The organism is Pseudooceanicola sp. NS-SX9 (assembly GCF_057380705.1).
This window is the reverse complement of record NZ_CM170818.1, coordinates 818,960-831,216: the sequence shown is the minus strand read 5'-3', so window position 1 is coordinate 831,216 and position 12,257 is coordinate 818,960. Positions and strand designations below refer to the sequence as shown.

Sequence of the window (12,257 nt, the reverse complement as noted above, 5' to 3'; positions counted from 1 at the left end):
GGACCGGCAAGGTTGCAACGGGGCCTGGCCATCCATGGATCGGAAACCCGACCCGGGAGAGGGACATCAGCGCGCGCCCGCGTCAGCCGCCCTGCGTGATGGGGAAACTGGGGAAGTGTGAGGTGCGCAGGTCCGTCATGCGGCCGCGCGGCTGCCTCACGCGGCAGCAAAGATGGTCGCGAGATGCAGCAAAAACGTGCCGCTGTCAAGCAAATGACTATTTCAGCTGGCTGTCCTTGGACCCGCGCCGGTTGATCCCGCCGCGCAGCTGCGGCCGGGCATCGCGGTCCTGCTGGCAGTCGATGCACAGCTTGACCCCCGGCAGGGCGATGCGGCGGGCCTCGGGGATGGGTTCATCGCATTCGGCACAGTGGCTCAGGCTGTCGCCCTGCAGGGCGCGGCGGCCCTTCAGGCGCTGCAGCTCGTCCTGGATGGACGCCTCGATCTGTTCGTTCACCGCGCCGTCGCGCGACCAGCCTCCGGCCATGGCGGGCCCTCCCTTACCAGTTTAACATGGCCACGTAACGCCCGCACGACAAGGGGCAGACACCGGATCACGACCGTCGATGCCCTTTGCAAGCGCGGGCTTTGCCGGTAGGTTGGGCAGACCCGAAACCCCCGGATCCCCCAGATGACCCCTGCCGCCCCCTCGCCCGCCCTTGCCGGTTTCGACCTCGTGATCTTCGATTGCGACGGCGTGCTGATCGACAGCGAGGTGATCTCGGCGCGGATGCTGGTGGCGGAACTGGGCAAGCGCGGCGTGCAGATCGACCTGGCCTATGTGGCCCGGCATTTCCTGGGCCGCAGCTATCCGACGGTGATGAACCAGATCCGCCGCGACTTCGGCCTGGCGCTGACCCCGCAGTTCGAAGCCGATTACCGGGCCGCGCTGATTGCCGCCTTCGAGGCCGAACTGAAGATCGTCCCCGGCGTGCGCGAGGTGATCGAGGGGCTGGGCCTGCCCTACAGGCTGGCCACCAGTTCCAGCCCCGGAAGGTTGCAGAAATCGCTGCAGATCGTCGGGCTGGACGGGCTGTTCGAGGGGCGCTGGACCACCGCGTCCGAAGTGGCCAACGGCAAGCCCGCGCCGGATCTGTTCCTGCATACGGCGGCGCGTGCGGGCGTTGATCCGGCCCGCTGCCTGGTGATCGAGGACAGCCTGCCGGGCCTGCGCGCGGGCCTGGCGGCGGGGATGACCGTCTGGCAGTTCACCGGTGCCAGCCACCTGCGCGGCCTGGATCTGCCGCTGCCCGAGGACGTCCGGCCGCACCGCCGCTTCGACGATTTCGCCGCCTTCCACGACTGGCCCGCCCACCCCCGGACGGAGCATGCCTGAGATGACCCACCTGCCCCCCGACGACCGCGATACCTCGGCCCGGGACCTGGCCGCCCGCGCCGCCTGGCTGTCCTTCGTTGGCGGCCTGACCCAGGACCAGATCGCAGCCGAGCTGGGGATTTCCCGCCAGCGGGCGCAGCGGCTGGTGGCGCGCGCCGGTCAGGAGGGCCTGATTCGCGTCCGTATCGAACACCCGATTGCCGAATGCCTGGAGCTGGAACGCGCGCTGAAGGCCCGATTTGACCTGGCCCAGGCCTGGGTGTCGCCGTCACTGGGGGATGGGGCCGACCCGATGCTGGGGCTGGCACGCTTTGCCGCCCCGGTGCTGGAACGCATGTTCTGCAGCGAGCCGGGGCGCACCTTCGCCCTGGGCACCGGGCGCACCCTGCGCATGGTCGTCGACCAGATGAGCCCCCTGGAAGGCGCCCACAACCGGCTGGTGTCGCTGATCGGCAACGTGGCGCCCGACGGCTCGGCCTCGTTCTTCGAGGTGATCATGCGCTTTGCCGAGATCACCGGTGCCAAGCATTACCCGATGTCGATCCCCGTCGCGGCCCGCAACCGCGAGGAGCTGGAGCTGTTCCGCTCGTTGCCGCATGTGCGCGCGGCGCGCGCGCTGGCGCAGTCGGCCGATCTGGCGATCGTCGGCATCGGCCAGATGGGCGACGACGCGCCGCTGCATGTCGACGGCTTCCTGACCGCCGAGGAACTGGCCGCCCTGCAACAGGCCGGTGCCGTCGGAGAGATCTGCGGCCATGTCTACGATGCCGAGGGGCGCTATCTGGAACACCCGATCAACCAGCGGGTTACCGGGGTGCGGGTGTCCTCGCAGATGATGCCGATCTACGCCGTCGCCTGCGGCAAGACCAAGATGCCTGGCCTGCGCGCCGCCCTGAAGGGCAATCTGCTGCACGGGCTGTTCGTCGACGAACTGACGGCGCGGTCCCTGCTGCACACGTAAAACGTTAACCATTCATTAAAACACTCGCCACAAACTCCGCTCACGGCCGCTCGCGCGACCATGAAGTGGGTTGACTCTTCCGTAAAGTTAAGTGAGCATTGGCTCACGTGTTGAGCAATTGCTCATCATGACATGGGAGGACATCATGAATAGCACACTTCGCGCCCTGATGGGGGCGTGCGCCGTTTCCGCGCTTGCCGTTGCTGCCCACGCCGAAACCATCACTGTCGCGACCGTGAACAACGGTGACATGGTCCGCATGCAGGGCCTGATGGACGACTTCGAGGCGAAGCACCCCGACATCAAGGTCGAATGGGTCACCCTGGAAGAGAACGTCCTGCGCCAGCGCGTCACCCAGGACATCGCGACCAAGGGCGGCCAGTTCGACGTCATGACCATCGGCACCTACGAGGTTCCGATCTGGGGCGAGCGCGGCTGGCTGATGCCGCTGGACGACCTGCCCGCATCCTGGGACGTCAACGACCTGCTGCCGGCGATCCGCAGCGGCCTGACCATGGATGGCCACCTCTATGCGGCGCCGTTCTACGGCGAAAGCTCGATGGTGATGTACCGCAAGGACCTGATGAAGAAGGCCGGGCTGGACATGCCCGAAGCCCCCACCTGGGACTTCATCAAGGAAGCCGCGGCCAAGATGACCGACAAGGAACACGAGGTCTACGGCATCTGCCTGCGCGGCAAGGCCGGCTGGGGCGAGAACATGGCCTTCCTGACCGCCATGTCCAACAGCTTTGGCGCGCGCTGGTTCGACATGGACTGGAAACCCCAGTTCGATACCGCGCCCTGGAAAGAGACGCTCGACTTCTATCTGGACCTGATGAACAACTACGGCCCGCCCGGCGCGTCTTCGAACGGCTTCAACGAGAACCTGGCGCTGTTCCAGACCGGCAAGTGCGGCATGTGGATCGACGCGACCGTCGCGGCATCCTTCATCACCAACCCCAAGGACAGCCAGGTCGCCGACGAGGTTGGCTATGCGATGCCCCCCGATGCCGGCAAGGGCAAGCGCGGCAACTGGCTGTGGGCCTGGAACCTCGGCATCCCCGCCGGCACCAAGCACGCGGAAGCCGCCAAGACCTTCGTGGAATGGGCCACTTCCAAGGAATACACCGAACTGGTCGCATCCAAGGAAGGCTGGGCGAACGTGCCTCCGGGCACCCGTACCTCGCTCTATGAAAACCAGAAGTACCTCGATGCCGCGCCCTTCGCCAAGATGACGCTGGATGCGATCGAATCCGCCGACCCGCAGAAGCCGACCGTGGACCCCGTGCCCTATGTCGGCGTGCAGTTCGTCGCCATCCCTGAATTCCAGGGCATCGGCACGGCCGTCGGCCAGCAGTTCTCGGCCGCACTTGCCGGCCAGATCACGGCCGACCAGGCTCTGAAGAACGCGCAGTCGCTGACCGAGCGCGAGATGAAGAAAGCCGGCTACTACAAGTAACCCCCTCCGCCCCTTCGCAGGCCCGGGCGACGACCCGGGCCTGTCTGTTCCGCGGAAAAATTCCCGAGATACCCGATGGCCACGAAACATTCCCGTGCCGCCGCGCGGATCATGATCTCACCGGCGGTTCTCTTGCTGCTGGCCTGGATGATCATCCCGCTGGCGATGACCCTTTATTTCTCCTTCCTCAGCTACAACCTGATGTCGCCGGGGATGGAACAATGGACCGGCTTCCTCAACTACGAGTACTTCCTGACCGATCCAGCCTTCTTCTCTGCCCTGATCAACACCCTGGTGCTGGTGGTCGGCGTGCTGATCGTGACCGTCGTTGGCGGCACGCTGTTTGCACTGCTGCTGGACCAGCCGATGTGGGGTCAGGGCATCGTGCGGATCATGGTGATCGCGCCCTTCTTCGTCATGCCGACGGTTTCGGCACTGGTGTGGAAGAACATGTTCATGAACCCGGTGAACGGCCTGTTCGCGCATCTGTTCAAGGCCCTCGGGCTGCAACCCTTCGATTTCCTGGCGCAGGCGCCGCTGGCCTCGATCATCGGCATCGTCAGCTGGCAATGGCTGCCCTTCGCCACGCTGATCATCCTGACCGCGCTGCAATCGCTCGATCAGGAGCAGCTTGAGGCCGCCGAGATGGACGGTGCCCCCTGGATCAAGCGTTTCATCCACATCATGGTGCCGCACCTGTCGCGGGCGATCACCGTGGTGATCCTGATCCAGACCATCTTCCTGCTGTCGGTCTTCGCCGAGATCCTGGTGACCACCAACGGCGGCCCCGGCACGGCATCCACCAACCTGACCTACCTGATCTACATGCAATCCCTGCTGCAGTTCGACGTGGGTGGCGGTTCGGCCGGTGGTGTCGTCGCGATCATCCTCGCCAATATCGTCGCGATCTTCCTGATGCGGATGATCGGCAAGAACCTGGAGGCCTGACCCATGGCACGAGCTGTCACGACCCAACGCAAGGTGCTGGTCACCGCCGTGGCCTGGGTGCTGGGCTTCGCGATCTTCTTCCCGATCTTCTGGACCGTCCTGACGTCCTTCAAGACCGAGGCCGACGCCATCGCCGACCCGCCGCTGTGGTTCAACTTCCACTGGACGCTGGAGAACTACGTCACCGTCCAGGAGCGCTCGAACTACTTCCTGCACTTCTGGAACTCGGTTGTGCTGTCGGTGGGCTCGACCGTGCTGGGGCTGATCATCGCGGTTCCCGCCGCCTGGGCCATGGCCTTCGTGCCGGGCAAGCGGACCAAGGACCTGCTGATGTGGATGCTGTCCACCAAGATGCTGCCGCCGGTGGGCGTTCTGGTGCCGATGTACCTGATCTGCCGCAACCTGGGCCTGCTGGACACCAAGACCGCGCTGGTGGTCATCCTGACGCTGATCAACCTGCCGATCATCATCTGGATGCTCTACACCTACTTCCGCGAAATCCCGGGCGAGATCCTGGAAGCCGCGCGGATGGACGGCGCCAGCCTGCGCAACGAGATCCTCCACGTCCTGACCCCGATGGCGGTTCCGGGCATCGCCTCGACCCTGCTGCTGAACGTCATCCTGGCCTGGAACGAAGCCTTCTGGACCCTCAACCTGACCGCCTCGAAGGCGGCCCCGCTCACGGCCTTCATCGCCAGCTACTCCAGCCCCGAAGGCCTGTTCTACGCCAAGCTCTCGGCCGCCTCGACCATGGCCATCGCGCCGATCCTGATCATGGGCTGGTTCAGCCAGAAACAACTTGTCCGCGGCCTGACCTTCGGCGCGGTGAAATAGGAACGACGACTATGGGACGTATCACTCTCGACAAGGTTCAGAAGACCTTCGGCCCCGTGGAGGTCATCCCCCCGCTGGACCTGACCATCGAGGATGGCGAGTTCGTCGTCTTCGTCGGCCCCTCGGGCTGCGGCAAGTCCACCCTGCTGCGCCTGATCGCCGGTCTTGAAGATGTCAGCGGCGGCCAGATCCGCATCGACGGCGAGGACGCGACCGCCCTGCCCCCCGCCAAGCGCGGACTGGCCATGGTGTTCCAGAGCTACGCTCTGTACCCCCACATGTCGGTGAAGAAGAACATCGCCTTCCCGATGAAGATGGCCGGCCTGCCGGTGGACGAACAGGAACGCCGCATCGCCGGCGCCGCCAAGGCGCTGAACCTGACCGACTATCTGGACCGCAAGCCGGGCCAGCTGTCGGGTGGCCAGCGCCAGCGGGTCGCCATCGGCCGTGCCATCGTGCGCGAACCTTCGGCCTTCCTCTTTGACGAACCGCTCTCGAACCTCGATGCGGCGCTGCGCGTCGGCATGCGGCTGGAAATCTCGGAACTGCACGCGCGCCTGAAGACCACGATGATCTACGTGACCCACGACCAGGTCGAAGCCATGACCATGGCCGACAAGATCGTGGTGCTGCAGGCGGGCCGCATCGAACAGGTCGGTGCGCCGCTGGAACTGTACCAAACGCCGCGCAACAAGTTCGTCGCGGGCTTCATCGGCTCTCCGAAGATGAACTTCATCGAGGGCGCCGAGGCCGCCAAGCATGGCGCCCACACCATCGGCGTGCGCCCCGAACACATTGCCGCCTCGGCCACCGAGGGGCTGTGGAAGGGCCGCGTCGGCGTGTCGGAGCACCTCGGCTCGGATACCTTCCTGCATGTGCACGACACCGGTCTGTGCGAGGCGATGACCGTCCGTGTGGGCGGTGAATTCTCGCTCCATCACGGGGACACCGTCTATCTGACGCCGGATGCGGACAAGATCCACCGCTTCGGCCAGGACGGTCTGCGCCTCGCCTGAGGGCACGGGGGCGCGGGGGATCCTCCACCCCCGCCCCCGTGCGGCCCGATGGGTCGCCTGCCCCTCTGGGCGGCCGCCACCCGGAAGATAAACCCGTCATACGGAAGACACCGAAATGAAACTGTCCAATGCCACCCTCAAGGACCTGCCCGAAGGCATCGAGGGCCCGTCCTACGACCGGAGCGCCCTGACCCCCGGCATCGTCCACATCGGTCTGGGCAACTTCCACCGTGCGCACCAGTCCTGGTACCTGCACCGCCTGATGCAGCAGGGCCTGGCCCAAGACTGGGCCATCCTGGGCGCCGGCGTGCGGCCCTATGATGCCGCCATGCGTGACCGGCTGGCCGCCCAGGACTACCTGACCACCCTGATCGAGCTGGACCCCAAGGGCAGCAAGGCCGAGGTCGTCGGTTCGATGATCGGCTACCTGCCCATCGAGGAGGGCAACGGCCCGCTGATCGAGGCGATGGCCGATCCCGCCATCCGCATCGTCGCGCTGACCGTGACCGAGGGCGGCTATTACATCGACCCCGTCACCAAGGGCTTTCACGCCAGCCATCCCGACATCGCGCATGATGCCGCCAACCCCGGCACGCCGCGCACCGCCTTTGGCGCCATCATCGCGGCGCTGAAGCTGCGCCGTGATCGCGGTGTCGGCCCCTTCACGGGCCAAAGCTGCGACAACCTGCAGGGCAACGGCGCCATCCTGCGCCAGACCGTCGTGTCGCTGGCACGCCTGTCGGACCCGGATCTGGCCGACTGGATCGACACCCACTGCACCTTCCCGAACTCGATGGTGGACTGCATCGTCCCCGCCACCGGCCCGAAAGAGCTGGAGCTGGTCAAGATCTTCGGCCTGGAGGACGCCGCCCCCGTCACCCACGAGAACTTCCGCCAATGGGTGATCGAGGATGCCTTCTGCGCCGGCCGCCCCGACTGGGACCGTGCGGGGGCGACCTTCTCGGAGGACGTGCACGCCTACGAGACGATGAAGATCCGCATCCTGAACGGCGGCCACCAGGTCATCGCCGATCCGGGCGAGGTTCTGGGCGTCGAATCGATCTCGGGCTGCATGGAGCATCCGCTGATCGCGGGGCTGCTGGACAAGGTGCACCGCGAAGAGATCATGCCCCATGTCCATGCGGTGCCGGAATTCACCCCCGCGGATTACGTGACGCTGATCCATGCGCGGTTCTCGAATCCGAAGATCGTCGACACCACCCGCCGCGTGGCCTTCGACGGCTCGTCCCGGCACCCCGGTTTCATCCTGCCGTCGGTGCGGGACGGCCTGGCCGCCGGCACCCCGGTCGAGGGCCTGGCGCTGGTCAGCGCCGCCTGGGCGCGCTACTGCACCGGCACCCGCGAGAACGGCACCACGGTCGAGCCCAATGACCCGTTCTGGGCCGATCTGCAGCCCCGCGCGCGGCAAGCCGTGACCGATCCGGGCGTCTGGCTGGAAAACCGCGTCCTCTATGGCGATCTGGCGGACGCGCCGCGCTTTGCGGATGCCTTCAAACGCTGGATGGGCGTGATCGAAAAAGAGGGCCTCAGCACCGCACTGCGTCAATATTTGGGCAGCTGACTCCTCCCTCCCTGCCTCGAAAGCTGCTCAACCGTTGGAATGCCCGGCCCGTAAGGCCCGGGCATTCCTTCATTTCACGGCTTCCGTTGGGGCAGGCGCATGCTCGGCAATACGGCGACGCAGGGAAAACCGGCAAGTTTCCTCCGATCACGAAAATGAACGCTTTGTTTCTGGCAAGTGATCGTGGAAGGTGCCTTCGGACCCCGTGGGGATAACAATCGGGGCCGGGACAGCGAGTAATACCGAGGGACTAAATGAGCGTGAAAAGCGCCCACGCGCGCCGGTTTGGACTGCCGGTTGCCTGCGTGATGCTACTAGCCACCGCCGCCTGCACGGCACCGCAGACGGCCCAGGAAATGAGCTTTTCCGGGATCGACCCGGATCGCAAGGCCCTGGCCTTTGCCGAGGTCAGTGACCTGCATTCGAAGGGCCAGCGCGTCTGGTGCGTGCCCTTCGCGCGCAACATCAGCGGCATCGACCTGCACGGCGATGCGCGCACCTGGTGGAAACAGGCGAAGGCCGCCTTCTTCCCGCAGGCCAACAAGCCGGTCACCGGTGCGGTGATGACCTTCAAGGCCACGAAGCGCCTGCCGCTGGGCCATGTTGCGGTGGTTTCCAAGGTCATCAGCAAGCGCGAGATCCTGGTGGATCACGCCAACTGGGAAAAGAACCGGATCTCGATGAACATGAAGGTCGTCGACGTGTCCAAGAACAACGACTGGACCGCCGTGCGGCTGGAAAGCAATCCCGGCGCACTGGGTTCGGTCTACCCGGTCGAGGGTTTCATCCTTCCCCAGCAGGCCAACAGCTGATCCCATCCCCCTTCTGACGCCCGGCAGGCCCCTCGGCTTCCGGGCGTTTGCGCATGCTGCCCCCCTGCGGCAGGTCTTGCGCAAAGGCGCGGATGCAGCGCGGGCACTGGCCCCCCGCCCGCGTCCCTGACAGCGTGCCGCCGGACGATCCCAGAAGACCCCGGAGGCCCCCATGAACATCCTTTACCTGGCGATGGCGCTTTGCGCCGGGGCCATGCTGTCGGTGCAGGCAGCCATCAACGGCCGGCTGGGCGCCGACCTGGGCCAACAGCCCATCGTCGCGGCCTTCCTGTCCTTTGCCGTCGGCACCGTCTTCCTGGGCGCCGTCGCGCTGCTGAAGGCCGACTGGGCACCGGTGGCCAGCGGCCTGCCACAGCAAAGCTGGTGGCGCTTCAGCGGTGGCGTGCTGGGCGCCTGCTTTGTCTTCACCTCGGTCTTCCTGGCGCCGCGCGTCGGGGTCACCAATGCGATGTTCCTGTTCATCGTGGGCCAGCTGGTGATGGGTATGCTGATCGACGGGCTGGGCCTGTTCCAGATGCCCGTGCGCGCCCTGCCGTGGTGGAAATTCGCGGGCCTTGGCGTGATGCTGGGCGGGCTGGCGCTGTTCACCTTCGGCGACCGGCTGCTGCGCAGCTGGAACTGACGCCTCAGAACCCCTCGCGCAGGGTGCTGCGGTAATCCTCGATCAGCGCCTCGACATCCTCGTAAAAGCGGATGCCCTGGCGCGTCAGGAACAGCCCGCAGTCGCAATAGGTGCGGATCTCTGACACCGAATGCGAGATCATGATGATGTTGCTGTGCTCCAGCTTTTCGGTGAAGACCTTCTTCGACTTCAGGCGAAAGTTCTCGTCGCCCACGGCGGTGATCTCGTCGATCAGGTAGCAGTCAAAGTCGATCGCCATCGAGACGCCGAAGGCCAGCCGCGCCTTCATGCCGCTGGAATAGGTCCGCACCGGCAGCCGGATCGAGGCGCCGATCTCGGCGAAGTCCTGGACGAATTCCAGCACCTCCTCGGTATCGGCGCCGTAGATGCGGGCCAGGAAGCGGACGTTCTCGATCCCGGTCATGGTGCCGTTGAACCCGCCGGAAAAGCCCAGCGGCCAGCTGACCCGGCTAGAGCGGTAGATGCGGCCGCTGTCGGGCGGTTCGGTCCCCGCCAGCATCCGCATCAGGGTCGATTTGCCCGCCCCGTTATGGCCCATGATGGCGACGTTGCGGCCGTCGGGGAAGGTGAAGGTCAGGTCCTCGATCAGCGACTTGCGCACGCCCTTCTGGGTATAGCCCTTGCAGACATCGACCAGTTCGATCATCGCTCAGTCGCGCCTCTTGCGGGTCAGGCGTTCGCTGCCAAGGCCCAGCAGCACCAGCCCCAGCCCCACCCCGAGGGGATACCAGCCGTCCAGGATCATGCTGTTGTAATTGCCGTAGTAGCCATTGCGGAACCATTCGACCAGATGCATCACCGGGTTCCACCACAGCACCGACTGCGCCGAGGTCGGCAGCAGCGACGGCACGTAGAACACCCCCGAGACGAACAGCAGCGGCCGCGTCAGGATCTTTTCGATATGGCGCCAGCTTTCCCACTGGCTGATGATGATCGCGTTCACCGTGCCAAAGCCGAAGCCCAGAAAGCCGGTGACGGCCACGGCTTCGATCAGCTGGTCGGGATAGGCGGGCTTTTGCGCCATCCCAAGGGCGATCAGCCCGCCGTAGAACACCAGCATGATCAGGATATAGGTGGCGGTGATCAGGATGGCGCGCGCAAACAGCGTGTCGGTGACCTTGATCACCGGATAGGTCAGCAGCGCCTTGTTGGCACTAAGCGCCCCGATCAGCCCGTCGGTCATCTTGTTGAAATATTCCAGCGTCAGCACGCCGGTCGCGAAGAACAGCGCAAAGCTGTTGCCGAAGGGCGGGCTGCGCCCCACCAGCGAGAAAATGAAGACCAGGATCGCGACGCTGGCCGCGGGCGTGATGATCGCCCACAGATAGCCGATCTGGGACGAGCCGAAGGTCGCCCGGGTCTCGCGCAGCACCAGCGCGCCGATCACCCGGACCTGCAGCGCCAGCAGTTGGCCGGTGGTCATCCGCATCAGGTCAGGTGGTCCCGCACCGCATAGACGATCAGCGCGCCGATGCCCCAGATCGCCGCAAGGACCGACAGCAGCAGCACGATGCTGAGGCCGCGACGCGGATACATCGCCTGCTGCGCCACCATAGGCTGGCTGTAGACCGCCAGGTAGCGCTGCTGCCGGTCGGCATCCATCCGCGCCTGCTCAAGCGAGCTGAGCGCCGAGGCATAGCTTTTCTCGGCGAAGGTCTTGTCGACCTCCAGCGTTTCATATTCCGCCAGCAGGTCCGACATCTTCTTGCCCGACGGATCGTCCGAGATGCCGCCGGAATACTTGTCGATCTGTTCCTGCAGCGATTGCTCCTGCCGCCGCAGCGCCTGCAGCGAGGGGGCGTCGGGTTCCACGTCGCCGGCCAGGGCCGCGATGCGGGCACGGATGTCGACCAGCTTGGCCTGCAGGTTGCCCAGCAGCTCGATATCCATCTGGGCGCTGGCGGTGGGGTTTATGGAACGCTCCTTCTCGCGGAAGGCGCGCATCTTCGACATCGAGTCGCGCAGCCGGTCCTCGTTGCGGGTCACCTCGTTCTGGGCAAAGCGCAGCGCATCCTGCCGGGCGCTTTCCGACAGGTCGTTCACCAGCTCCTTCACATGGCCCAGGATGGTCGAGGCGATCTTGTCGGCATCCCCCGGCCGGAAGGCCTGGACCTGGAAGGTGATCATGCTGGAGGTATTGTCGTAGCTGGTGGTGATCCGCTTGTCCCAGTACTGCACGACGTCCTCGATTGGGGCATCGGCGGGCAGGCGCGACAGCGGATCGATGCTGCGCGCCTGGTAAAGCGCCTTCAGGCCCAGGTCCTTTTGCAGCAGTTCGACCAGGTCGCGGCTTTTGAGGTAGTGCAGGATGATATAGCTGTCCGAGGTCGTCGAACCGGCGCTGGCCAGCCCGGTCAGCGCCCCCAGCCCATCCATCGACACGCCGCCCTCGATGCTGCGCACCGAGAAGCCCGCTGTCGAAACATAGCGGTCCGAGGCCACGAAGGCATAGTAGGCCGATCCGATCAGCCCCGGGATCACCACGCAGATCACGAAGGACGCCGCCAGCCACAGCCTGCGGCGGGCCTGCGGACGCCTGCGCGCCTTGCCGCCCGTGCCCGGGGCCTTGGTCAGCTCGACGACCTGGGATGCGGGCTTGGACGCGGGTGCCTCAGAGGGCTGGGTTTCCTTGCTTTCGGCCATCG

General features: G+C 65.5%; 13 protein-coding genes. 9 read left to right on the top strand and 4 right to left on the bottom strand.

The features are described from left to right. Positions 1–217: 217 nt before the first annotated feature. Complete coding sequence (locus AC2ITM_RS03920) at positions 218–487, bottom strand: DksA/TraR family C4-type zinc finger protein (RefSeq protein WP_486468525.1); 270 nt, start codon at positions 485–487, stop codon at positions 218–220. Between the two features lie 144 nt (positions 488–631). On the opposite strand from AC2ITM_RS03920, the gene AC2ITM_RS03915 reads away from it, so the two are divergent. The 9 genes from AC2ITM_RS03915 to AC2ITM_RS03875 all read left to right on the top strand — a co-directional run bounded on the left by AC2ITM_RS03915 (position 632) and on the right by AC2ITM_RS03875 (position 9,591). Continuing rightward, on the top strand, positions 632–1,336 hold the full coding sequence (locus AC2ITM_RS03915; RefSeq protein WP_486468524.1) for an HAD family hydrolase: 705 nt from the start codon (positions 632–634) through the stop codon (positions 1,334–1,336). A gap of 1 nt (position 1,337) precedes the next feature. Continuing rightward, a complete protein-coding gene (locus tag AC2ITM_RS03910) occupies positions 1,338–2,297 on the top strand; it encodes a sugar-binding transcriptional regulator (protein WP_486469387.1) in 960 nt (319 codons plus the stop codon). Between the two features lie 145 nt (positions 2,298–2,442). Continuing rightward, positions 2,443–3,756, top strand: a complete 1,314-nt coding sequence (locus AC2ITM_RS03905; RefSeq protein ID WP_486468523.1) for an ABC transporter substrate-binding protein — start codon at positions 2,443–2,445, stop codon at positions 3,754–3,756. 75 nt (positions 3,757–3,831) lie between these two features. Beyond that, positions 3,832–4,704: a carbohydrate ABC transporter permease gene (locus AC2ITM_RS03900; RefSeq protein WP_486468522.1), complete on the top strand. Its 873-nt coding sequence runs from the start codon at positions 3,832–3,834 to the stop codon at positions 4,702–4,704. A 3-nt stretch (positions 4,705–4,707) separates the two neighbouring features. Then, positions 4,708–5,538 carry a carbohydrate ABC transporter permease gene (locus tag AC2ITM_RS03895; RefSeq protein ID WP_486468521.1) on the top strand — a complete coding sequence of 277 codons (831 nt, stop codon included), beginning with the start codon at positions 4,708–4,710 and terminating at the stop codon, positions 5,536–5,538. 11 nt (positions 5,539–5,549) lie between these two features. Then, entirely contained in the window at positions 5,550–6,554 is a 1,005-nt protein-coding gene (locus AC2ITM_RS03890) for an ABC transporter ATP-binding protein (RefSeq protein ID WP_486468520.1), read from the top strand. A 115-nt stretch (positions 6,555–6,669) separates the two neighbouring features. Then, positions 6,670–8,136: a mannitol dehydrogenase family protein gene (locus AC2ITM_RS03885; RefSeq protein WP_486468519.1), complete on the top strand. Its 1,467-nt coding sequence runs from the start codon at positions 6,670–6,672 to the stop codon at positions 8,134–8,136. A gap of 308 nt (positions 8,137–8,444) precedes the next feature. Continuing rightward, positions 8,445–8,948 carry a CHAP domain-containing protein gene (locus AC2ITM_RS03880; protein ID WP_486468518.1) on the top strand — a complete coding sequence of 168 codons (504 nt, stop codon included), beginning with the start codon at positions 8,445–8,447 and terminating at the stop codon, positions 8,946–8,948. Positions 8,949–9,120: 172 nt separating this feature from the next. Beyond that, positions 9,121–9,591, top strand: a complete 471-nt coding sequence (locus tag AC2ITM_RS03875) for a DMT family transporter (protein ID WP_486468517.1) — start codon at positions 9,121–9,123, stop codon at positions 9,589–9,591. 4 nt (positions 9,592–9,595) lie between these two features. Here AC2ITM_RS03875 and AC2ITM_RS03870 read toward each other — a convergent pair whose 3' ends face one another. Genes AC2ITM_RS03870 through AC2ITM_RS03860 form a run of 3 tightly spaced genes read right to left on the bottom strand, consistent with a single transcriptional unit; the run spans position 9,596 to position 12,255 of the window. Further along, positions 9,596–10,258: an ABC transporter ATP-binding protein gene (locus AC2ITM_RS03870; protein WP_486468516.1), complete on the bottom strand. Its 663-nt coding sequence runs from the start codon at positions 10,256–10,258 to the stop codon at positions 9,596–9,598. Positions 10,259–10,261: 3 nt separating this feature from the next. Beyond that, positions 10,262–11,041: an ABC transporter permease gene (locus tag AC2ITM_RS03865; RefSeq protein ID WP_486468515.1), complete on the bottom strand. Its 780-nt coding sequence runs from the start codon at positions 11,039–11,041 to the stop codon at positions 10,262–10,264. Then, positions 11,041–12,255: a KpsE/RkpR family capsule polysaccharide export protein gene (locus AC2ITM_RS03860; protein ID WP_486468514.1), complete on the bottom strand. Its 1,215-nt coding sequence runs from the start codon at positions 12,253–12,255 to the stop codon at positions 11,041–11,043. The genes AC2ITM_RS03865 and AC2ITM_RS03860 overlap by 1 nt, the downstream gene beginning before the upstream one ends. Positions 12,256–12,257 lie beyond the last annotated feature (2 nt).

What these genes read in the sequence shown, in the direction of transcription:
- AC2ITM_RS03920 (WP_486468525.1), bottom strand. Translation starts at nt 487, where the DNA reads ATGGCCGGAGGCTGGTCGCGCGACGGCGCGGTGAACGAACAGATCGAG.
- AC2ITM_RS03915 (WP_486468524.1), top strand. Translation starts at nt 632, where the DNA reads ATGACCCCTGCCGCCCCCTCGCCCGCCCTTGCCGGTTTCGACCTCGTG.
- AC2ITM_RS03910 (WP_486469387.1), top strand. Translation starts at nt 1,338, where the DNA reads ATGACCCACCTGCCCCCCGACGACCGCGATACCTCGGCCCGGGACCTG.
- AC2ITM_RS03905 (WP_486468523.1), top strand. Translation starts at nt 2,443, where the DNA reads ATGAATAGCACACTTCGCGCCCTGATGGGGGCGTGCGCCGTTTCCGCG.
- AC2ITM_RS03900 (WP_486468522.1), top strand. Translation starts at nt 3,832, where the DNA reads ATGGCCACGAAACATTCCCGTGCCGCCGCGCGGATCATGATCTCACCG.
- AC2ITM_RS03895 (WP_486468521.1), top strand. Translation starts at nt 4,708, where the DNA reads ATGGCACGAGCTGTCACGACCCAACGCAAGGTGCTGGTCACCGCCGTG.
- AC2ITM_RS03890 (WP_486468520.1), top strand. Translation starts at nt 5,550, where the DNA reads ATGGGACGTATCACTCTCGACAAGGTTCAGAAGACCTTCGGCCCCGTG.
- AC2ITM_RS03885 (WP_486468519.1), top strand. Translation starts at nt 6,670, where the DNA reads ATGAAACTGTCCAATGCCACCCTCAAGGACCTGCCCGAAGGCATCGAG.
- AC2ITM_RS03880 (WP_486468518.1), top strand. Translation starts at nt 8,445, where the DNA reads ATGCTACTAGCCACCGCCGCCTGCACGGCACCGCAGACGGCCCAGGAA.
- AC2ITM_RS03875 (WP_486468517.1), top strand. Translation starts at nt 9,121, where the DNA reads ATGAACATCCTTTACCTGGCGATGGCGCTTTGCGCCGGGGCCATGCTG.
- AC2ITM_RS03870 (WP_486468516.1), bottom strand. Translation starts at nt 10,258, where the DNA reads ATGATCGAACTGGTCGATGTCTGCAAGGGCTATACCCAGAAGGGCGTG.
- AC2ITM_RS03865 (WP_486468515.1), bottom strand. Translation starts at nt 11,041, where the DNA reads ATGCGGATGACCACCGGCCAACTGCTGGCGCTGCAGGTCCGGGTGATC.
- AC2ITM_RS03860 (WP_486468514.1), bottom strand. Translation starts at nt 12,255, where the DNA reads ATGGCCGAAAGCAAGGAAACCCAGCCCTCTGAGGCACCCGCGTCCAAG.